The organism is Anaerobacillus sp. 63XJN7_4_ISO-PGPR-S23-413 (assembly GCF_056173725.1).
In genome coordinates this window covers 75,632-95,333 of record NZ_CM149688.1, presented here as the reverse complement: position 1 = coordinate 95,333, position 19,702 = coordinate 75,632, and the positions used below count along the sequence as shown (strand labels likewise).

20 protein-coding genes and 2 tRNA genes are annotated in these 19,702 nt (G+C 40.8%); all 22 read right to left on the bottom strand.

Going from position 1 to position 19,702, the window contains the following annotated elements; translation table 11 throughout:
* Window positions 1-381: 381 nt before the first annotated feature.
* Window positions 382-594: a helix-turn-helix domain-containing protein gene (locus AC0VYO_RS00485; RefSeq protein ID WP_283153205.1), complete on the bottom strand. Its 213-nt coding sequence runs from the start codon at window positions 592-594 to the stop codon at window positions 382-384.
* The gene (folK, locus tag AC0VYO_RS00480) at window positions 546-1,070 is read right to left on the bottom strand and encodes a 2-amino-4-hydroxy-6-hydroxymethyldihydropteridine diphosphokinase (protein WP_194222621.1); all 525 of its coding nucleotides are present in this window, start codon (window positions 1,068-1,070) and stop codon (window positions 546-548) included. The genes AC0VYO_RS00485 and folK overlap by 49 nt, the downstream gene beginning before the upstream one ends.
* Window positions 1,063-1,428 (bottom strand): dihydroneopterin aldolase, encoded by a 366-nt coding sequence (gene folB / locus AC0VYO_RS00475; RefSeq protein WP_194222620.1) that lies wholly within the window; start codon window positions 1,426-1,428, stop codon window positions 1,063-1,065. Before folB ends, folK begins: the two co-directional genes overlap by 8 nt.
* 20 nt (window positions 1,429-1,448) lie before the next feature.
* Window positions 1,449-2,270, bottom strand: coding sequence for a dihydropteroate synthase (folP, locus tag AC0VYO_RS00470; RefSeq protein WP_475367435.1), 822 nt, complete (start codon window positions 2,268-2,270; stop codon window positions 1,449-1,451).
* A 69-nt stretch (window positions 2,271-2,339) separates the two neighbouring features.
* Complete coding sequence (gene pabC, locus AC0VYO_RS00465) at window positions 2,340-3,194, bottom strand: aminodeoxychorismate lyase (protein WP_475366284.1); 855 nt, start codon at window positions 3,192-3,194, stop codon at window positions 2,340-2,342.
* Complete coding sequence (gene pabA / locus AC0VYO_RS00460) at window positions 3,185-3,769, bottom strand: aminodeoxychorismate/anthranilate synthase component II (RefSeq protein ID WP_430243468.1); 585 nt, start codon at window positions 3,767-3,769, stop codon at window positions 3,185-3,187. Before pabA ends, pabC begins: the two co-directional genes overlap by 10 nt.
* Window positions 3,770-3,787: 18 nt before the next feature.
* A complete protein-coding gene (locus AC0VYO_RS00455; protein WP_475369030.1) occupies window positions 3,788-5,182 on the bottom strand; it encodes an anthranilate synthase component I family protein in 1,395 nt (464 codons plus the stop codon).
* A 308-nt stretch (window positions 5,183-5,490) separates the two neighbouring features.
* Window positions 5,491-6,417 carry a cysteine synthase A gene (gene cysK, locus AC0VYO_RS00450; protein WP_475366283.1) on the bottom strand — a complete coding sequence of 309 codons (927 nt, stop codon included), beginning with the start codon at window positions 6,415-6,417 and terminating at the stop codon, window positions 5,491-5,493.
* Window positions 6,418-6,504: 87 nt separating this feature from the next.
* Window positions 6,505-7,386: an Hsp33 family molecular chaperone HslO gene (gene hslO, locus AC0VYO_RS00445; RefSeq protein WP_430243472.1), complete on the bottom strand. Its 882-nt coding sequence runs from the start codon at window positions 7,384-7,386 to the stop codon at window positions 6,505-6,507.
* Between the two features lie 269 nt (window positions 7,387-7,655).
* Window positions 7,656-8,441 carry a type III pantothenate kinase gene (locus AC0VYO_RS00440; protein WP_475366282.1) on the bottom strand — a complete coding sequence of 262 codons (786 nt, stop codon included), beginning with the start codon at window positions 8,439-8,441 and terminating at the stop codon, window positions 7,656-7,658.
* Window positions 8,442-8,624: 183 nt separating this feature from the next.
* The gene (ftsH, locus tag AC0VYO_RS00435; RefSeq protein ID WP_430243475.1) at window positions 8,625-10,559 is read right to left on the bottom strand and encodes an ATP-dependent zinc metalloprotease FtsH; all 1,935 of its coding nucleotides are present in this window, start codon (window positions 10,557-10,559) and stop codon (window positions 8,625-8,627) included.
* 70 nt (window positions 10,560-10,629) lie between these two features.
* Entirely contained in the window at window positions 10,630-11,169 is a 540-nt protein-coding gene (hpt, locus tag AC0VYO_RS00430; protein WP_098445932.1) for a hypoxanthine phosphoribosyltransferase, read from the bottom strand.
* Between the two features lie 21 nt (window positions 11,170-11,190).
* Complete coding sequence (gene tilS / locus AC0VYO_RS00425) at window positions 11,191-12,576, bottom strand: tRNA lysidine(34) synthetase TilS (RefSeq protein WP_475366281.1); 1,386 nt, start codon at window positions 12,574-12,576, stop codon at window positions 11,191-11,193.
* 102 nt (window positions 12,577-12,678) lie between these two features.
* Window positions 12,679-13,656, bottom strand: a complete 978-nt coding sequence (locus tag AC0VYO_RS00420) for a serine/threonine protein kinase (protein ID WP_430243479.1) — start codon at window positions 13,654-13,656, stop codon at window positions 12,679-12,681.
* Window positions 13,625-14,356 (bottom strand): vWA domain-containing protein, encoded by a 732-nt coding sequence (locus tag AC0VYO_RS00415; RefSeq protein WP_404684336.1) that lies wholly within the window; start codon window positions 14,354-14,356, stop codon window positions 13,625-13,627. The genes AC0VYO_RS00420 and AC0VYO_RS00415 overlap by 32 nt, the downstream gene beginning before the upstream one ends.
* A gap of 60 nt (window positions 14,357-14,416) precedes the next feature.
* Complete coding sequence (gene spoIIE, locus AC0VYO_RS00410) at window positions 14,417-16,876, bottom strand: stage II sporulation protein E (protein ID WP_430243483.1); 2,460 nt, start codon at window positions 16,874-16,876, stop codon at window positions 14,417-14,419.
* Window positions 16,877-17,366: 490 nt separating this feature from the next.
* A tRNA-Glu gene (locus AC0VYO_RS00405) sits at window positions 17,367-17,441 on the bottom strand.
* Window positions 17,442-17,453: 12 nt separating this feature from the next.
* Window positions 17,454-17,530: transfer RNA gene (locus AC0VYO_RS00400), tRNA-Met, on the bottom strand.
* 272 nt (window positions 17,531-17,802) lie between these two features.
* Window positions 17,803-18,288 carry a S1 domain-containing RNA-binding protein gene (locus AC0VYO_RS00395; protein ID WP_194222608.1) on the bottom strand — a complete coding sequence of 162 codons (486 nt, stop codon included), beginning with the start codon at window positions 18,286-18,288 and terminating at the stop codon, window positions 17,803-17,805.
* A gap of 74 nt (window positions 18,289-18,362) precedes the next feature.
* Window positions 18,363-18,746: an FtsB family cell division protein gene (locus AC0VYO_RS00390; protein ID WP_226616861.1), complete on the bottom strand. Its 384-nt coding sequence runs from the start codon at window positions 18,744-18,746 to the stop codon at window positions 18,363-18,365.
* Window positions 18,747-18,758: 12 nt separating this feature from the next.
* A complete protein-coding gene (gene yabQ, locus AC0VYO_RS00385) occupies window positions 18,759-19,349 on the bottom strand; it encodes a spore cortex biosynthesis protein YabQ (protein ID WP_430243485.1) in 591 nt (196 codons plus the stop codon).
* Window positions 19,346-19,654, bottom strand: coding sequence for a sporulation protein YabP (yabP, locus tag AC0VYO_RS00380; RefSeq protein WP_194222605.1), 309 nt, complete (start codon window positions 19,652-19,654; stop codon window positions 19,346-19,348). Before yabP ends, yabQ begins: the two co-directional genes overlap by 4 nt.
* Between the last annotated feature and the right edge of the window lie 48 nt (window positions 19,655-19,702).

Here is a 19,702-nt window from a genome sequence, read left to right as displayed (position 1 = left end):
ATATAAAACTTATGACAAACGCGCCGGGTGTATCATGGCAAAGGTGAAGCGCTAGTTAGAAAGTCAAACTGCCTGTCTAGATTCAAGCTCTGCAATAAACCCGCATAGTAATTCAGCAAGACCATCTCTCGTAGTCGTTACATTGATTTGATAAAGAACCTTATCGTTACCGCGAAGTTCTATTGAGTATTATTCAACATGTTTACCTATTTCGTGAACGGTGACTCTTTCTCCTTTAAGCTCTAAAAGGCGATTAAGATGAAGCATTGCTACATCAATCTTCTCTTTAGCCATAGGATACCCAGAATCTTTCCGGTTTCAAGGTATTGAGCCGTGCGATAAAGCAACATCACCAATCGTTAACACGCTTCACTTCATTTTTTAGTTGTGTTCTAAAGGAAAAAGTTCCTCAAGCGGAACTCTGAGCTGCTTAGCTACTAGCTGCATAAAATCATTTGTAGGTCTTCGGTTCCCTCGCTCGATCTCTCCTAGTACAGATACCGAAACACCGAGTTCCTTCGCAAGCTGTTCCTGAGTATAACCTTTCAACTTTCGAAAAGCGCGAATACGTCTTCCGTAGATCTCCGCTTCCATAGACGTACACCTTCTTTATCTTCTATATGATTAAAATAGGAATCAATTCTCTTATTGGTAGTTGGAATAATAATATCAGGACTCAATTCGTGAAGAGGTATAACCACAAATCCTCTTTGAATGAGACGAGGATGAGGAATGACCAGACCTTCTGCTACAATATTCTCATGATTATAGAGCAAAATGTCAAGGTCTATTGTTCTTGGGCCCCATCGAATGTCGCGCTCTCTACCTAGAGACTGCTCAATCCCTTGAAGAATTTCGAGCAGCTGAAATGCATTCAATTCTGTTTCTAGCAAAGCCACCATGTTAAGAAAAGCACCCTGCTCTGTTACGCCTACAGGAGCGGTTTCATATAACGAGGATGTAGATGTGATCTCTACACCCGGGTACTCTTGAAGTCTTAATAAAGATGTTTTGATATAGTTTTCTCGATCCCCTACATTGGATCCAATACCAACATATACACTATTCATTACGTTCCCTCTTCATCTCGATTGCAACAGAATCATATTGACCATCGATTGGAGGATCCGGTTTAGTCACTTTCACCGTACAAGCATCGACAATCTCAAATTCTTGAAACATCTTTTTTGTTATTTCCTCAGCAACAGTTTCAACTAGTTTTCTTGGCGTTCCTTCAACAATTGATTTGATTGAATTATACGCGTCTGCATAATTCACAGTGTAATTTAAATCATCAGAGTTACTAGCCTTGGATAGATCTGTTTCGAGGGCCAAATCAACATAGAAACGCTGACCAAGCTTATTTTCTTCAGGAAAAACGCCGTGATAACCGTAAAATTTCATTCCGTTTAGATAGATCTTATCCATATCATTCACTCTCCTGTTGTTTAATTAAGCTGTGGTTTAAGCATAGCGTCCATCATACGAGCCATACGTACCATTGGTTTTACATCATGAACTCTGATAATTTGAACGCCTCTTTCAATCCCGAGACAAACTGTCGCTCCAGTACCTTCTACTCGATCATTCGGCGGCGTATTCAATGTTCTAGCAACAATCGATTTTCTTGATGTACCAAGCAAAACAGGATATCCAAGAGAAGAAAATTCATCGAGTCTCCTCATAACTTCAAGATTTTGCTCATGAGTTTTTGCAAATCCAATTCCAGGATCGAGAATGATGTTTTCAGTCCGTACACCTGCAGAACGAGCTATCTCAATACTTTCTTCAATGTCAGACTTGATATCAAGCATGATATCCGCATAATTCGTGTCGTACCGATTATGCATAAGAATAATTGGTACATTATGTTCCGCTGCCACCCTTGCCATATCAGGGTCCGCCTTAGCTCCCCATACATCGTTAATAATATCCGCTCCTGCTAATATTGCTTGGTTAGCCACTTCCGCTTTATAAGTATCAATAGAAATAGGAACATCCACAGTATGACGCACAGCTTTGATAACTGGAATAACACGGTTCAACTCCTCATCCATCGGAACTATTGTAGCCCCTGGGCGGGTAGATTCACCGCCAATGTCGATGAGGTCCGCGCCATCCTCAACAAGTTGGAGAGCATGCGCTACTGCTTGAACTGTGGTGTTATATTCTCCACCATCAGAAAACGAATCGGGGGTAGCATTCAGAATACCCATAACCCAGGTTTTTTCATTCCAGTCAATGAATCCATTCCGCCATTTCATCATCATTGGGTGTTTTTTATGATTATCTATTACCGTCGACAAACGGCTCACTCCTTTTCGTACATATGTTCTCAGCTAGCATTCATTTCGACTCATTAACGAAGTGCGGTGTTGTTCATATTGAAGGATGAGCTCATTTGTCGCATGACCCTCAAGTCCGGGTAAAGATTTATGCTCAATCTTAGATAATGGCACGATCTCTTGAATAGAATTTGTAACAAACACTTCATCTGCTTCGAGAATTTCCTTTTTCTCGAAGTTACCTTCCCTAACTAAAATCCCTTTTTTTCTTGCTACGTCCATCACATATTGTCTCGTAATGCCATTTAAAATTCCTGTAGTAAGGTCCGGGGTGTAAAGAATGCCGTTTTTAAACCAGAATAAATTTGAAACAATTCCTTCAGCAAGCTTTCCTCTTTGTGAGAGAAAAATCCCTTCCACTGAAGGATCATTTCCAACTTCTCTTTTCGCAAGAATATTATTTAAATAATGGTGTGATTTAATTCTTACAGGGCCTTCAGGCGTATTTCGCCTAAGCGAAAGAATCACACCACGCTTTTCTTTTCGCACTGGTTCGCCTATTTCTTTCAAATAAATAATCACCGTTGGACTAATGTAGGGTTCCGTCCTCAGACCAATCTCTCCTTCTCCAGCAGAAACATTTAAGCGAACATATGCGTCTTTAATGCCATTTACATCAATCGTTCGCCTTATCTCAAAGAGAAGCCCTTCTTTTGTAAAAGGTAGTGCGATTTGAAGTTCATTTAAGGAATCACAAAGTCGATTATAGTGATCTTCAAATAGAAAGGGATGTCCATCGTACGTTCGAAACGTCTCAAAAACTCCTACGCCATAGAGATAACCGTGATCATAAGCTGGTATAACTGCTGATTTTTCATCGATAAGTTCTCCGTTAACGTTTATAAACATGGCTCTTTTCGATGCTCATCTATAAAGTTCTTAAGCAAAGCTTTCCCTATACCAGTCATAATCGATTCAGGGTGGAACTGAACCCCTTCAATCGCAAGCTCTTTATGTCGAATTGCCATGATTTCGCCTTCCTGTGTCCAGGCGCTGATCTCAAAGCAGTCCGGTAATGTCTCTTTTTTGACAATTAATGAATGATATCTCGTTGCAGTAAACGGGTTCTCAAGCCCCTTAAAGATTGATCGTCCATCATGATGCATCGGGGATGTTTTCCCATGCATAAGTCGATCGGCTTTAATAACATCTCCACCAAATACCTGCGCAATCGACTGGTGACCAAGACAAACACCGAATATCGGTATGCTACCGGCAAAGTGCTGAATAACAGACATACTAATTCCCGCTTCATCAGGACTACACGGTCCTGGAGAAACCATAATAAATGACGGACGAAGCTGTTCAATTTCTTGAATAGTTATCTCATCATTTCTTTTTACAACTAGCTCTTCTCCCATTTCTCCAAGGTATTGCACAAGGTTATACGTAAATGAATCGTAGTTATCAATCATTAAAATCATTTTGTTTCCTCCTCTAAGCTAATCTCTGCTAATCTCTTCACTTAACTCTTTCGCTTTCCATAATGCTCTTGCTTTCTTTAATGACTCTTTGTACTCCGCTTCGGGATTAGAGTCAATTACAATTCCAGCACCGGCTTGTACGTGAGCAATATTATCTTTAATGACCATAGTTCGAATAGCAATATTTAATTCCATATCATCATTGAATCCAATCCATCCGATAGATCCAGTGTAAACCCCTCGGCGAACAGGCTCAAGTTCTTCAATAATTTCCATTGTTCGAACCTTAGGGGCGCCCGTGATTGTCCCCCCTGGAAAAGTGGCTTTAATAGCATCAAATGCTGTCGCCTCAGGCGATGAAATACCACGAACGTTTGAAACAATGTGCTGCACATGAGAATATTTCTCGATCACCATAAACTCATCTACTTCTACCGTTCCATAGGCACAAACGCGCCCCAGATCATTTCGCTCAAGATCGACAAGCATCACATGCTCGGCGCGCTCTTTCTCATTCTCAATAAGGGTACGTGCCAATTCTTCATCCTCATCGTCATTCTTTCCCCGTGATCTCGTCCCTGCAATTGGTCTTGTACTTAATTCTTGTCCCTTTTTCTTAATAAGTAATTCTGGTGACGCACTCACAAGATCAAATGAGTGAGTATGAATAAAGGACATATACGGAGATGGATTAATTGTTCTAAGCGTCTCGTAAATAGAAATAGGGGCTGTGTGGAGACTTCTTGACTCTCTTAAAGAAAGATTGACCTGAAAAACGTCTCCAGCTGAAATATACTCCTGTACTTTTCGAACGGCAATAGAGAATGACTCTTGACTCATTGAAAAGGTCTGTGTTGTTGCTTTCGAATAAGAATCACACACAGTAGAACTTGCTTCACTATGTTGTACCCACTTCTCCTTATAAGCTTCGAGACGCCGCTTACCTTCTTCTTTATTTCCCTCTTCAACTTGCGCAATAAACCATAGTGTTTGCGTAGTGTGATCATATACGCCAACATCTTCATACACAACAAAGAAAAGTTCAGGAAGCTCCAGGTCATCTGATGCTATATCGGGAAGTTTTTCAAATTGACGCGCAATATCATAGCTCAGAAACCCCATTGCCCCACCCTGAAAGTCAGGTAAGCGTTCATCCACGATCGACACATTCCGTTCCATCCAGTGTTGCATCAACTCAAGTAAATTACCCTCTAACGTTTTCGGTTCTTTTCCTACTTCATCAATCGTAAGAAAAGTGCCGTGTCCATACAGGCTCGCAATAGGCTTAATACCAAACATGCTATATCGACCACCACGTGTACTATCCAATAAAATATGTTCATCGCGGCCTTCAATAAAAGATTTATACCCTGAAAACCACTCATCCGCACTTAATTCGAGAGTTTCAAAAATTGAAAACCGTGTTGTTTTCTCTAGTTGTTCCGGCAAATTTTTCACACCCTATCAAAAGCTAAGCGTACGCCCTGTTTATGCCTCTATTCTACATGAAGTCTTTCGTTGCTTCATCCTTTTTATATTCCCCAAACTCTTCCGAACACCCTTTTGGAAAAACTCACCTTTTCATTTTGCTTTTCGTTGTCTCTAATAAATAAATTAATAGACGGTCTAATTTAATTAGCGTTCGTTTAGAATAGTAAAAAATCAACACTTCAAAAAACTAAAAAGAAAAACAGCCCGTTAAGGACTGTTTTTAGAGTTGCTTAATCTTCATCAAATTGAAAAAGAGGTGTGCTGAGGTAACGTTCCCCATTACTTGGAATCACAGCAAGCACTTTCTTTCCTTTACCCAGTTTCTTTGCTACCTCAAGCGCTGCATAAATCGCCGCGCCTGAAGAAATGCCTCCAAGAATACCTTCTTCTCGTGCAGCTTTTCTAGCCCATTCAAAAGCCTGTTCATTTTGAACCTGAACAACTTCATCATATACATCCGTATTCAAAACTGACGGTACAAAACCTGCACCAATCCCCTGAATTTTATGTGGGCCAGGCTTGCCTCCGGATAGAATAGGTGAATCTGTTGGTTCAACCGCGTATAGCTTGATTGAAGGGAAATGCTTTTTTAACACTTCGCCTGCTCCAGTAATTGTCCCACCAGTGCCAATACCTGCCACAAATCCATCAAGCTGGCCCATCTGATCAACAATTTCTTGACCAGTCGTACGACGGTGCACTTCCGGATTTGCTTCGTTATTAAATTGCTGAGGCATGAAATAACCATGTTCCTTCGCTAGTTCTTCTGATTTACGAATCGCTCCGCCCATACCTTCAGAACCAGGAGTAAGGACAAGCTTTGCTCCATACGCCTTCAGCAGGTTACGACGTTCCATGCTCATAGTATCTGGCATAACAAGAACAGCCTGGTAACCTTTTGCAGCCGCAACCATAGCAAGACCAATACCTGTATTACCACTTGTTGGTTCTACAAATGTATCACCAGGTTTCAATTCGCCTTTTTCTTCAGCTGCTTCGATCATTGCAAGTGCAATACGATCTTTAACGCTACTTCCAGGGTTCATGAATTCAAGCTTTAAATATACCTCTGCATGATCCTCGTTAGTGATGCGATTTAGTTTCACAATAGGTGTTTGACCGATTAAGTCAGTAATAGAATTTGCTACCCTCATCATCACGCCTCCTCAAACCCGAGTGTTTTTATAGGAATTCTCTTTCTAAAAGAATATCACCGTAGGTCAAAAGTGTCAATTTGAACCTTATTAAACTTTGCTCTCAGCGTGTAATTCTTCAAGCTCTTCTTTCGAGAAGTGATAATGTGCATTACAGAAGTGACAAGTTGTTTCCGCTTCACCGTCTTCTTCAATCATACTGCTGATCTCTTCTTTGCCAAGCCCCATAATGCCATTCGAAAAGCGCTCTTTGGAACAACTACATTCAAATTGAACAGGCATATTGTCGATAATTTTAATGTTTTCTTCTCCGAGAAGTTCATTCAAGATTTCTTCAGGTGTTTTCCCTGCTTCAATCAATTTAGAGATTGGAGGAATCGCTTCAATACGTTTTTCAATAAAACGAATCGTTTCTTCACCTGCACCAGGAAGTAATTGAATCATAAAACCACCTGCTGCAAGGATCGTATTATCTGGATTAACAAGCACGCCCACTCCAACTGCAGAAGGGACTTGTTCTGAAGTCACAAGATAGTACGTAAAGTCTTCTCCTAATTCACCTGAGACAATTGGAACTTGCCCTGTGAATTTTTCACGCATACCAATATCTTTTACAACGGATAGGAAACCATCTTGTCCAACGGCACGCGCAACGTCCAATTTCCCACTATCATTAAGATCAAAGTGCACATGTGGATTGCTTACGTACCCGCGCGTTTCACCATTCGCGTTAGCGTCTACAACAATGGCTCCGATAGGACCACCGCCCTCAATTTTCACAGTGATTTTCTCTTCACCTTTTAATCCTGTTGCTATCATTGTGGAAGCAGTCATAGCACGACCAATTGCAGCAGATGCAGTAGGCCAAGTAGTGTGACGTCGCTGTGCTTCCGCAACCATTTCAGTACTAGATATCGCATAAGCCCTTACATTGCCATCGAACGCAAGTGCTTTTATTAAATAATCATTCATTTGTTTGTAGCTCCTTTCACTAATGGGCCATTGCCCAATTACACGATACAATATTTTTTCAAGAACTTCCATTATGAGAAACTAACTTGCTCTCCCTTTAGTATCTTTCGTTAAATAAATCTGTGGCTTGCGACTTACTTTTTAAATGCTTTTTTAACTAAGTCTAGATATCATTATGGGAAACGGTACATCCATCCATAAAACAAGAGATAAAAAGAGTATCTATTTTTATTTTCCCCCAAAACGCAAAATGAAAAACGCACCCCGTTTTATCGGTATGCGTTTAATTCTTCTTTGTTCTTATTATAAATTATGTGTAATCCCTTTAATGTTAGAAACGAGTCAACCACATCGATAAGATCGCATTCTTCTGCTATAAGTGAGGCAAGTCCACCAGTCGCTATTACAGTAGGTTCCTTCGGAGAATGTTTCTTCATCCTAGAAACAATCCCTTCCACTTGTCCTACGTATCCATATAGCGTGCCGCTTTGCATGGCGCTAACCGTATTCTTTCCAACGATATGATTTGGCTTCGCAATTTCAATTCGTGGAAGCTTTGCTGCATGCATGTATAGAGCTTCTGTCGAAATGTTAATGCCTGGTGCGATGGCGCCCCCAACATACTGTTTTTGCTCATCAATGTAGCAGTAAGTTGTAGCTGTTCCAAAATCCACAATAATTAGCGGTGCTCCATATAATTGAATCCCCGCCACGGCATTCACAATACGATCCGCTCCTACTTCTTTCGGGTTATCATATTTTATATTGAGGCCTGTCTTAATTCCTGGACCAATCACTAACGGTTTATGATGAAAATATTTCTGGCACATACGCTCAAGAGCGAACATAATAGGTGGCACTACAGACGAAATAATGATGCCTTCCACATCGTCAAAAGAAAGTTCTTCATGAGAGAAGAGTCCTTTAATAACCATTGCGTACTCATCTTCTGTCTGTTTTCTGCTTGTTCCCATTCGCCAGTGATGCGTTAACTCTTCGCCTTCGTATACACCAAGAACAATATTTGTATTTCCTACATCAAGCACAAGTATCATATTATCACCTTATTAAAAAATTTTAACTTTCATCATGCTCTCTATAGTTATACCACACAATGGAATTAAAAACGAAGTTCTTTTTTGAAAACGATTACCATAGATATCGATTTCACAGATAACATGGATTTATTATAAATAAAAAAGCAGGACGTCCTTAAGACATCCTACTTTCAATCTTACTTATTCTTGTTCTTCATCTGTTTCAGGCTTATCTTCCTTTTTAGAGATGTTGACTTTCACATCTTCTGAACTACCAGTTGCATGGTGACCTTCAGGAAGTTTTCCTTCTTCAACAAGAGAACGAATTTGTTCAGCATCAAGCGTTTCAATTTCCTTAAGCGTTTCAGCAACAAGATTTAACTTATCCTGATTTTCAAGGAGTATTTCACGACAACGCTCATAAGCTGATTTGATGATCTTTTGAACTTCAAGATCAATTTCATTGGCGAATGAATCACTATAGTTCTGTTCATTTTGGATATCACGTCCAAGGAAGACATTTCCTCCCGAACCTGATCCAAACTGCATCGGACCTAGCTTTTCACTCATACCATATTCTGTAACCATACTACGGGCAATGGCTGTCGCACGTTGGAAGTCATTACTTGCTCCGGTACTTGCTTCACCGAATGTAATTTCTTCGGCAACACGCCCACCGAGTAAGCCTATGATTTTATCGACCAATTCAGGCTTTGTCATTAAGTAACGGTCTTCTTTAGGAAGTGTTACAGCATAACCGCCAGCTTGTCCGCGCGGAACAATCGTAACCTTATGAACAACATCTGCATTATCAAGCTGTGTACCGATGATTGTATGACCAGCTTCGTGATAAGCAACGATATTTTTCTCTTTTACAGAGATCACGCGACTCTTCTTAGCGGGCCCAGCAATAACACGGTCTGTCGCTTCATCGATATCGTTCATATCAACCTTCTTCTTGTTATGACGAGCAGCAACAAGAGCAGCTTCATTCAACAAGTTTTCAAGATCTGCACCAGAGAACCCTGGTGTACGCATTGCGACTGTTTTCAAATCGACTTCATCACTAAGAGGTTTGTTACGTGCGTGTACTCGAAGTACCGCTTCACGACCATTCACATCAGGGCGATTTACCGGGATTTGACGGTCAAAACGTCCAGGACGAAGAAGTGCCGGGTCAAGAATATCAGGACGGTTTGTTGCCGCAACGATAATGATACCTTCGTTTGCACTAAAGCCATCCATTTCAACGAGAAGTTGGTTAAGCGTCTGCTCACGCTCATCGTGACCGCCGCCAAGACCTGCACCACGCTGACGACCAACTGCATCAATCTCATCAATAAAGATTATACAAGGTGCGTTCTTCTTCGCATTTTCGAATAGGTCACGTACACGAGATGCACCGACACCTACGAACATTTCTACGAAGTCAGAACCAGAAATTGAGAAGAACGGAACGCCTGCTTCACCAGCAACCGCTCGTGCGATCAACGTTTTACCTGTACCTGGAGGTCCTACTAATAGAACACCCTTTGGAATACGGGCCCCAACTGCAGCAAACTTACGAGGATCCTTCAAAAACTCAACGACCTCAACAAGCTCTTGCTTCTCTTCATCTGCACCAGCTACGTCTTTAAATGTAACTTTCTTTTTCTCTTCGCTGTATAACTTCGCCTTACTCTTACCAAAGTTCATGACACGGCCACCGCCGCCTTGAGCCTGGTTAAGTAGGAAGAAGAACAGAATGAAGATAATAACGAAAGGAATGATGCTTGTTAGAAATGTAACCCACCCACTTTGTTCAGGGGCTGGTTCTGTCGTTAATTCTACAATCCCTTCGTCAGCTGCAGTTAAGATATTCTCTACAGCTTTCTCTGAGTCAGGTACATTCGTTACGAATGCATTGGCATCTTCGCTGTCTTCATCGCCACCAGCTAATTGACCAGTGACAGTGTAAACCCCACGCTCAGGTTGTAACGTTAACTCTTGAATCTCACCATTATTCAATTTGGACTGAAATTCGCCGTAATCGAGGACATTCGTGTCATTATTTGTTCCGTTAAAGAAACTGACTACACCTACTACGACGAGGAATATTAACAAATAAAATATTGTATTTCGGAAGATACGATTCATTCCTTACCTCCTCCCACGAACAGGAAACCATAGATTATCTTACCATACTGGCACAACTGACTACAACAAATTAACCTTGATAAATCTCGGGTTTAAGAATCCCGATAAACGGAAGATTACGATACCTTTCAGCAAAGTCAAGACCGTATCCGACTACAAACTCATCAGGTACGATAAATCCTGCCACATCCGGCTTTAAATCAACTTTTCTTCCAGTAGGCTTATCTAGAAGCGTTACAATCTTAATCGACTTTGCTTTACGGTATTTTAGAAGGTCGATCAAATAGCTAAGCGTTAACCCACTATCTATAATATCTTCGAGAATAAGAACGTCTCGTCCTTCTACGGAAGTATCAAGATCTTTAATTATCTTTACTTCACCAGAAGAAACGGTTGAATTGCCATAACTTGATACGTCCATAAAGTCCATCTCAAGATGACAAGTCATCCGCTTTGTTAAATCACCCATGAAAGGCATTGCACCTTTAAGGACGCCAATTACAAGCGGAAAGCGATCCTCGTATTCATCTGAAAGCCGTTTCCCTAACTCGCGGCATTTCTCTTGAATCTGTTCTTCACTAATTAGTGTTTCTTGAATTTCATTTAACATCAGTGGTATTGCCCTCCCAACCTATGTAAGTGTTTTTTTCTCATAGTGCACGTGCACGAGCTGATTCTTTTTTGCAGACAGTGTTGCCTTTTCAGAACGAGTTACTCCAGCGACCCAGATTGTGTGGCCCATCACATCCTCAACGATTGGCCATACATCGCGTTCTGAACGGTCTATTTTACGGTCGATAAAAATATCTTTTACCTTTTTCGTCCCTATCATGCCTTTTGGCTGAATTCGATCACCAGGACGCCTGGAGCGCACAACCGCAGGAAGCAATTGCTCCTCAATAATAAGATCATCACTTGTCAGGTGTTGCGGAACGTCGTTAACTGGAATGGCCGTAATCGTTCCAAGTGGCGTTTCGACAGTACCCCATAAAGGGAGATGATACTTATACGGTTCTGGTTGCAAAAAGGTTTCAAAAGAAAAATAACAGGTGGTATAAGATTTTACCGCCCTCAGTTCCAGGGGTAGATTAAGGGAAGCAGAAGGGTGCTCAGAATCGAGCATTAACCGCAAATCCTCAATATGTATAGAAGAAAAAGGAGCATTGCCTGTATAAAGATAATTTAATATTAGATGAATCACTCTTCTTTGTAAAGGAATAGGAAGGCAATCATACGCCTTGTTATCCAACTTCACAAATTTGTCATATTGATCGATGATCACATCATCGAGATATCCCTTAGCTAAATTCATTAAAAATGCTTCGTCACTTTGAGCTCGCTCGCTATATAATTGGTATCTTGTATGGACATTGGGATTTTCTTCTTTAAGAAAAGGTAACACATGATTCCGAAAACGATTCCTCATATATTGATTGCTCTCATTAGATGGATCGAGCCTATACCCAAGTAAATGCTCCTTACAATAGTTCACGAGATGCTCCTTTGTAACGCATAGAAACGGACGAATGATTTTTCCAGTTGAGAAGGGACGTTGGACCGGCATCCCAGAAAGTCCAGAACCTGAGCTACCGTGAACCTGTCTCATAAGCATTGTTTCAATCTGATCGTCTCCATGGTGAGCAAGGGCCAGAGCGCTAGCATGATGTTTTTCCATTACTTTTCGAAAAAAATCATAGCGGCAATCTCGTGCTGCAACTTGTGTAGAGAGGTTTCGCTCCTTTTTGTAAGCATTCACATCTACCGTAGAAGCTTCAAAGATGATCCCTTCTTGTTCACAATAGCTCTCCACAAACGCTAAATCCTCAGCAGATTCCTTTCCCCGTAAACTATGGTCCACATGCGTGGCAACAATTGATAATTTTAATCGGGGAGCTAAACTTACTAAGTAGTGAAGTAGCGCAACAGAGTCTGGTCCTCCAGAAACTCCAATAACTAGCGTATCCCCATGTTTGATTAAATCATGCTTGTGGATAAAACGTTCGACATCTTGCAACAAACTCTGTCTTCCTCTCACTCACTGTCTCGATAAACAGCATTTCATTTTAGTACTAATAACCCAACTACGTCTTTTTCAAACCTTTCTTTTATATAGGCTCTGTTAAAAAACATGACCAACTAAGTATAAAGTATAGAAGAATAGAAGAAAAGCAACTATTAGTACGGTTTCAATCCATTTTGAGCTCTTTTGTTTCACACGTTTTGGAGGCTTCTGCCTTGAGGCTACCCTTGAGTTAGAAGGTGCTTCTGGTCGTTTACGGACCTTTGACTTATCTCCTTGCAGTAGGGAAAAAAGCTCCTGTCGCATATCTTGAGCATGTATATACTTCCCTAGTAGAGCCTTTCGAAGAATTGGCTTATACTCCCTTAGCAGATGACTTTGTTCCATTTTATTGAGCAAATAGGTTTCTGAGTCTTTTTTAGGACGGTCAAATCGCTTAGGGTAAGCGGCATTTATTACGATCATAGCTACAGAAAATAAATCATACGACGGCTCTGCTACTCGGTTGCCAAGCCCCCAGTATCCTCGATCGAAAAACTCCGTAAACTCCTTCACTGACCTTCCCATTGAAGTCGTCCCTCCCACATCAAGCCATCTCATAGTTGGAGGCGATCCTTCTACTAGAAGATTGTCTGGTTTTAGATCACCAAAAACCCAGCCTTCTTTATGAAGGGCTGAAAGATCACGGAGCAATTGAAGCATTAAAATCCCAATCCATTCTTTTCCTCTACGTTCAATGAAAGTAAAAAGAGGTTCACCATCAATATATTCCATCACATAAAACGGATAACGCTTCCCATTTATCTCCCAGTCATCCACCTCATAGAAAAACGGCCCAAGAACTGTTCCCTGGACCACCGAAAGCTGTTTTAGAACATTCACTTCTGACGTAATGGACATACTATCAGTACCTAATTTTAATGCGACTCGCCCCCTTGCAGAGTCAGCTAAGTATACTGTACCAAGTGCCCCGCTACCTAATTTCCTCATAATTTGGTAGCTTTGCTGATTCCATTTCCCACTTAGTCTTGTTCCACGAGAAACATCAGCTGCCTGATTCTTCGAAGTACCCGTCATCTAATAGCCCTCTCTTTGAGCGTTTTTTCTGATAAGCTTCGATCGCTTCTTTTAATGCCGGACCTGTTGGCGTAATGCCTCCAGATGTCAGCTTTGGAAAAATGGTATGAATATCTTTCAACATTGGCGTCCAATCCATTAGACGTTCTACTTGCTTTCGTTTCCCGGGAAATGCATATAGAGAATATTCGTTTTCACCGATTCTTGAATGAAGGCTAATTGAAAGATCAAGAAGGGCATCTTCTACCGTAGGAAGTTTATGCTGCATACTCGCACTTGTATCGATCATAATCAACACTTCGAGATCCATCGTTTCCCCCAGTTCATCGACCACTTCCACGACCTGCCCCCGTTTGTCAGGTGGTAAATCTTCTATTTCTTTTTCGCTACCCAAGATCGATTGCAATTCTTTATGAATGAATCCTTGAATCGTCTGGGTCATCGCTTTACGTGTAACCATTTGTACCGTATGCGATAGCTGCTTAGCATAAACAAGCTGGTGGATGCCCCCGCCAGATAATGCAATATTCTCAATTTCTTTTAGTCCATGATCTGTCCGCTCGTTTTCGTCTAGCACTCCAATTACATTCACTGTCATTCCATGCTCCCGTGCAAGAGCCGCCATTGCAACCGGATCTTCCCCCTGATTTGAACATCCGTCTGTGATTAATAGAATCTGTCTTAGCGTTCCTTTCTTCATCTCGACTCCTCCTTTTTTGCTGTTACAAGCATCGCCTTTAGGAGGAGAGTTTATACTTACCTACTGCGCTTTTTTCTTCCTGAATGAAGGAGCTGAATAGATTGGAATAGTTGACCATTTAGGCACATTACGTTTTATTCTTGCCACTACAATCGTCATGTCATCATCAATTCTGCCATACTCCGTCCTAATTACTTCTTCCATGATGAGGTCTGCAATTTCTTGTGGCTTATCTGTTGAAAGCTCTCTAATTTTCCGCTTCATCCAGAACTCCGGATTCTCTATATTTTTAACCCCTTCATAAATACCGTCGCTCATCATGATCAAGAGATCCCCAGCTTTTAATTGTTCACTTACGACCTCTACATCAAATTCTGGAATAATCCCCATCGGTAGATTACCAGATTCCACCATCATGACTCGATCGCCTCTTTTTATAAAGCTTGGAATTGATCCAATTTTAAGAAACTTGGCTGAAGCATCCTGTAAGTCAATCATGGCTAAATCAAGCGTTGAGAATATTTCGTCGGTATTTCGTAAAGATAGAACAGAGTTAACCGATTTAATCGCCACCGTCTCATCAATTCCTGAATGTAGAATTTTTTGAAGGAGTTGAATGGTTTCCGTGCTTTCCTGATGCGCTCTCTCTCCATTGCCCATTCCGTCACTTATCGCAATAGCATATTTGCCTGCACCTAGCTCAATCGTAGAATGACTGTCTCCAGATATCCAAGCTCCTCCTTTCGCTGCATTTGCTACGCCTGTTTCGATCACAAAATCTTTAGCTGAACCAAAGTAAAGGTGACATGTGTCGTGCTCATGTTCTGCACACACTTCTCTTTTCACGACGATGTTTTCCTTTAGAATATCTGACAGCATTGGAGCGATGACCTTTTCTCCTTCTCCTCTCCCTCCGCAGGCAGGTATCTTCATCTCAATGTCGACGTTTCCCTCTTCTAAGCTGTAGATTTCCACCTGTCCTACTTCCAGACCCATACTTTGAATGGCATCCATGATTTGCTCTTCTTGTTGGTGGAGGTTATCACGCTCTTTTTGTATTTCTTTCGCGAAATCCCCCATAACATGCGACACTCCACGCAATTGATCGGCAACGATCTTCCGGCTTTCACGAACTTGTTTTTTTAACATTCGATTGGCGTGATAGTGACTCATCTCCTTTCCAATAAGATCAATCACCTTATTTGCCTTAATGCAGTGCTTATCGAAATCTCTCTTCAGACTATAGTTAGTCAATTCCGCCGTTTGTTCCAGTTCCTCCATTATCCCTGTCATATACCCATAGGTGGCATCGAAGTTTTTCGCCCAGCAAGTTTCTTTCTTAAAACAATTTTGACAAGTCTTTTCTGTAACGTGACTTAGAAAATAATCAACTTCGCGTTCTGACTGTTCTTCACCTTGAAGATCGGCATCTGTAAAGCTACTAGAAAGAGCCTGAAATAAGCTTGAAAATTGTTCGACACGATTAGCTGTAACGTCGCGTACTTTTCTTAAGTATTGTTGCTGCTCATTCGCATGTTCCACCGTTCCCGGGATATATTTAGAAAGCTGTGAAGTAACTTTAGATGGTGTGAAGAAAAAGAGTAATACGGCAATCACAGACTCCATCAGATTAGGATATAGAAACTCAGGACCACTCCCATATAAAGCGATTAATAACGTACCGATCAGTAAACCCATACCAACTCCAACTTTTCTACCATCTTTCAATAACCCACCAAGTAATCCCGAGAACGCAAGCATACTCATCTGATAGAGACTAGCTACATTAGCGAGGGCCAGTATCAAGCCAGTAACCACGCCAACTGTTGAGCCAATCGCTGCTCCACCTACATATGCGAAAATTAATACGAGATACCGAGAAAGGATATTTTCAATTGAGAAACCATATACAACCCAACCTATTGTTCCTGTTAACATCGTTGCTAATAAAATGATAAAACTAATGATCTCTTCATTTTTTAGAGCCTGAGTTCTTTTCTTAATAGATAATACCGGTATACTCTGAATAAAAATAATGGTTAGTATCATTCCAAGAGCACCTTCAACAGCTGCTAGGATCCAATTTGTGTTAGCTAATGAACGTTCAGTAAGTAAACTTAGGATCAGACGTCCCAACATACTCGTTGAGAACACAAGTATGGGTAACGTCTTAACAAGAGAAAGGGAAGATAACTTCACAAAACGATTAATGAATAGAAAAACAAGAATGCCACACATTATAAATGCTGTATTCTGCAAATTAGCCGTTGATACCGCTCCAGCTAATAAAGCAACGATAATCATAGGTGCACGTTCTCGTCTCAGGAAGAATACTGCGCCAAAAAAAGGAATAGCGAAAGGAGTAACCTGAGTAAGGATAACAGCTCGTCCAAGTAGGAACCCAATCACAAAAAGCAGAAGACCTCGCTGGAATAGAATCGTTTCTAATCGACTCTTTGTTCCGTGAATCCATTTGCCCACCTTCGATTTTGACCTTTCCATCACTAGTTCGCTTTGCATTCCCCCACCTGCTTTCTTTCATTCTTTTTTTCACCGATCTGCTTGAAGCAGTTTGTGTTAATCATTAAAACACAATAGAAATTCGCTTTTTGTCAAAAAAAGAACAGGTATGATATAAACTTCTCGACTTCTTTCAGTGAAGCTTGTCAATCACTTGTAGACAGAACAAGAAACCTGTAAACAACTGGAACGATCCATATTATAGGAGAGTATGAATTTTCATTAGAAAGATAAAGCTTTTTCATGCTTTTCTATCTAAAAAAGCAACTAGAAATAAAAGGTCGAAATGTTAAAGATAAAAAAGAAAAGAAACTCTCATAAAACCAATAAAAGAATATTAATAACGTTTATTTTCACTATGAATCCTAGGACTCATAGTGAAATCATGAAAGACAAGACAAAAAAACACCCTGCATTAATAAAATGCAGGGTGTTTTTTAGCAGACTATGTATATAACAAACATTCAAATGAATAGTTATTACTAATAAGTGGTGACCCGTACGGGATTCGAACCCGTGATACCGCCGTGAAAGGGCGGTGTCTTAACCACTTGACCAACGGGCCAATTAATAAAAATGGTAGCGGCGGAGGGGATCGAACCCCCGACCTCACGGGTATGAACCGTACGCTCTAGCCAGCTGAGCTACACCGCCATAAGACTGTTGCTTTCTTAAGCACAAGATATATAATACATTGCGAGAAAGTTTGTGTCAACTTCTTTTTAATATTTTTGCATAAAAATCTTATAATCTTCTTCAGAAACTATAAAAGATTCATTTCGTATAATCCTATACTGCAACTTACTTAAGAAAATTAACCAAAAACATTTACTGAGATGACAGGGAATACATCTTCACATATAACAAACCAGGCATGCGAATGCATGCCTGGTTTGTTATAGAATATAAATAGTAGACAACAAGCCCTAGCCGCGACGAGCGCCGCGACCACCGCGTTTTGACTCTGTTTGTTTCTTCAAAGTTGAAAGGCGGTCTTCACTGTCTTTAAGGAACTTGCTCATTTTATCCTCAAATGACTCTACCGGTGGACGTCCGCCACCACCGCGTGGCTTACCTTTAAAACCACCGCCTCCAGGTCTTCCACCGCCTTGTGGACGGCCTCCTCCACCTTGAGGGCGACCTTGTGGACGGCCCTGAGGACGCTCAGGAGCAGGTCGATCTTTTGCTTTCTTAATCGATAAACCAATTTTACCGTCGTTTTCAACCTGGATGACTTTTACCTCAACCTGATCGCCAACTGAAAGAAAATCATTAATGTCCTTAACATAATTGTCTGCAACTTCACTAATGTGAACGAGACCTGTTTTGCCGTCTGGTAGTTCAACAAACGCGCCAAAATTTGTAATACCTGTTACCTTTCCCTGTAACTTGCTGCCTACTTCGATTGCCATGTAAAAAAAGCTCCTCCTTAGAATCTTTAAAAGATCAGTCGTACGCTAATTATACCCCTTCAAAAAACAACGTGTCAATTTGAGGAAGAAGGAAGCTTAAAGATTGTCTCTCCGGGTTTTGACATAAAGTAGTCTCTTCTTGCCAATTCACCGATATAATCAAGGTCATTAAGTTTCTCAATTTCTTCCGTTAAATATTTTTCCTGGTCTTTCAGTTTCGTTAATTCTTCTTCAGCCTGCTTTTGCTGTAAGTTTTTTTCTTCGATCGTTGCTGCCTGTGAAGTGAATACGGAGATGAATAGAATAGCTATGGCTAAAGCAGCTACCGCGAAGGCTGTCAGACGCCGTACAAGACCTCTCTTTCTTCGTTCTTTCACTTTGTCCTGTAGCTGTTTCTCTTGATGATATTCCGAATGCACTTCCGTAACTTTAGGCTTACGCTTATTCGCAGTAACCAAGCTTTTCCCTCCTCACTTTCGTATTTTAGTTAACCAATGGTATATGTAGTTCTTTATTTTATCGGCAACTCCTGCTAATTTTATTAGTGGCATTTGTACCGATTGTGGTATTAATCGCCAGATCAACGAGAATCCCCACTTTAACGGTACCCAAAAAAACTTAAAGATAAACCAAAAAATGGTTGTCATAATACTCACTATCATCATACATAAGCTAAATACAACTTTCAATATGAACCTTATCGGCTGATAAATAAGATAAATAAATAAAGACTTCACAAAACGAATAATAGCAATAGTTATTAAAATGATTCGTTCAAGTAAACGGCGATATAACGGTTGAAAAAGGGACCGATATGCTGCATAACCACATAATATGGCCAAAAAGACATAAAATCGTAATTCACCCTCGTTAACAAGATAGAGAACATAAAAGATAATCAGCCCTTGTAGCAACCAGAAAACGATATCGTTCGCATAGAGCCACAAACTTTTACTTCTATCTGGATGAAGAAAACGGCTATAGGTATCCATGGCTATACCAAGCCACACCCCCATAGCCACCATGGCTACCATCGTATAAAATTGCACCGTTAGCGTCATTTGAACAGCTTGCTAAAGAAACCTTTAGCTTTTTCCCCTTCGTGATGATCGAGATAACTAAGATCAAAGATTTTCCCTTCGATCGAAACACGACCTTGCTCGACATTTAAATTTTTCATTTTCAAATGCTGCCCTCTGATCGCAAGAAATCCCATTGCTGTTTCTAGAAGAAATTCTTCATTATCGAAGCTATCGACGTGCTTCACACCTGTAATTTCAAGCGACTTTCGCGACTTCATAACTAAATCATGCTCTGGGGTGTTAGAAGCCTTATCGTATGTGCCATATTCATAATAATTATCCATCGCTCTCCTCCTCTTCTCGATACATGTCTATGAGAAGAAGAGATCATT

Coding starts and splice junctions, on each gene's coding strand:
- AC0VYO_RS00485 (WP_283153205.1), bottom strand. CDS start 594: ATGGAAGCGGAGATCTACGGAAGACGTATTCGCGCTTTTCGAAAGTTG.
- folK (WP_194222621.1), bottom strand. CDS start 1,070: ATGAATAGTGTATATGTTGGTATTGGATCCAATGTAGGGGATCGAGAA.
- folB (WP_194222620.1), bottom strand. CDS start 1,428: ATGGATAAGATCTATCTAAACGGAATGAAATTTTACGGTTATCACGGC.
- folP (WP_475367435.1), bottom strand. CDS start 2,270: ATGATGATGAAATGGCGGAATGGATTCATTGACTGGAATGAAAAAACC.
- pabC (WP_475366284.1), bottom strand. CDS start 3,194: ATGTTTATAAACGTTAACGGAGAACTTATCGATGAAAAATCAGCAGTT.
- pabA (WP_430243468.1), bottom strand. CDS start 3,769: ATGATTTTAATGATTGATAACTACGATTCATTTACGTATAACCTTGTG.
- cysK (WP_475366283.1), bottom strand. CDS start 6,417: ATGATGAGGGTAGCAAATTCTATTACTGACTTAATCGGTCAAACACCT.
- hslO (WP_430243472.1), bottom strand. CDS start 7,386: ATGAATGATTATTTAATAAAAGCACTTGCGTTCGATGGCAATGTAAGG.
- AC0VYO_RS00440 (WP_475366282.1), bottom strand. CDS start 8,441: ATGATACTTGTGCTTGATGTAGGAAATACAAATATTGTTCTTGGTGTA.
- ftsH (WP_430243475.1), bottom strand. CDS start 10,559: ATGAATCGTATCTTCCGAAATACAATATTTTATTTGTTAATATTCCTC.
- hpt (WP_098445932.1), bottom strand. CDS start 11,169: ATGTTAAATGAAATTCAAGAAACACTAATTAGTGAAGAACAGATTCAA.
- AC0VYO_RS00420 (WP_430243479.1), bottom strand. CDS start 13,656: ATGACGGGTACTTCGAAGAATCAGGCAGCTGATGTTTCTCGTGGAACA.
- AC0VYO_RS00415 (WP_404684336.1), bottom strand. CDS start 14,356: ATGAAGAAAGGAACGCTAAGACAGATTCTATTAATCACAGACGGATGT.
- spoIIE (WP_430243483.1), bottom strand. CDS start 16,876: ATGCAAAGCGAACTAGTGATGGAAAGGTCAAAATCGAAGGTGGGCAAA.
- AC0VYO_RS00395 (WP_194222608.1), bottom strand. CDS start 18,288: ATGGCAATCGAAGTAGGCAGCAAGTTACAGGGAAAGGTAACAGGTATT.
- yabQ (WP_430243485.1), bottom strand. CDS start 19,349: ATGACGCTAACGGTGCAATTTTATACGATGGTAGCCATGGTGGCTATG.
- yabP (WP_194222605.1), bottom strand. CDS start 19,654: ATGGATAATTATTATGAATATGGCACATACGATAAGGCTTCTAACACC.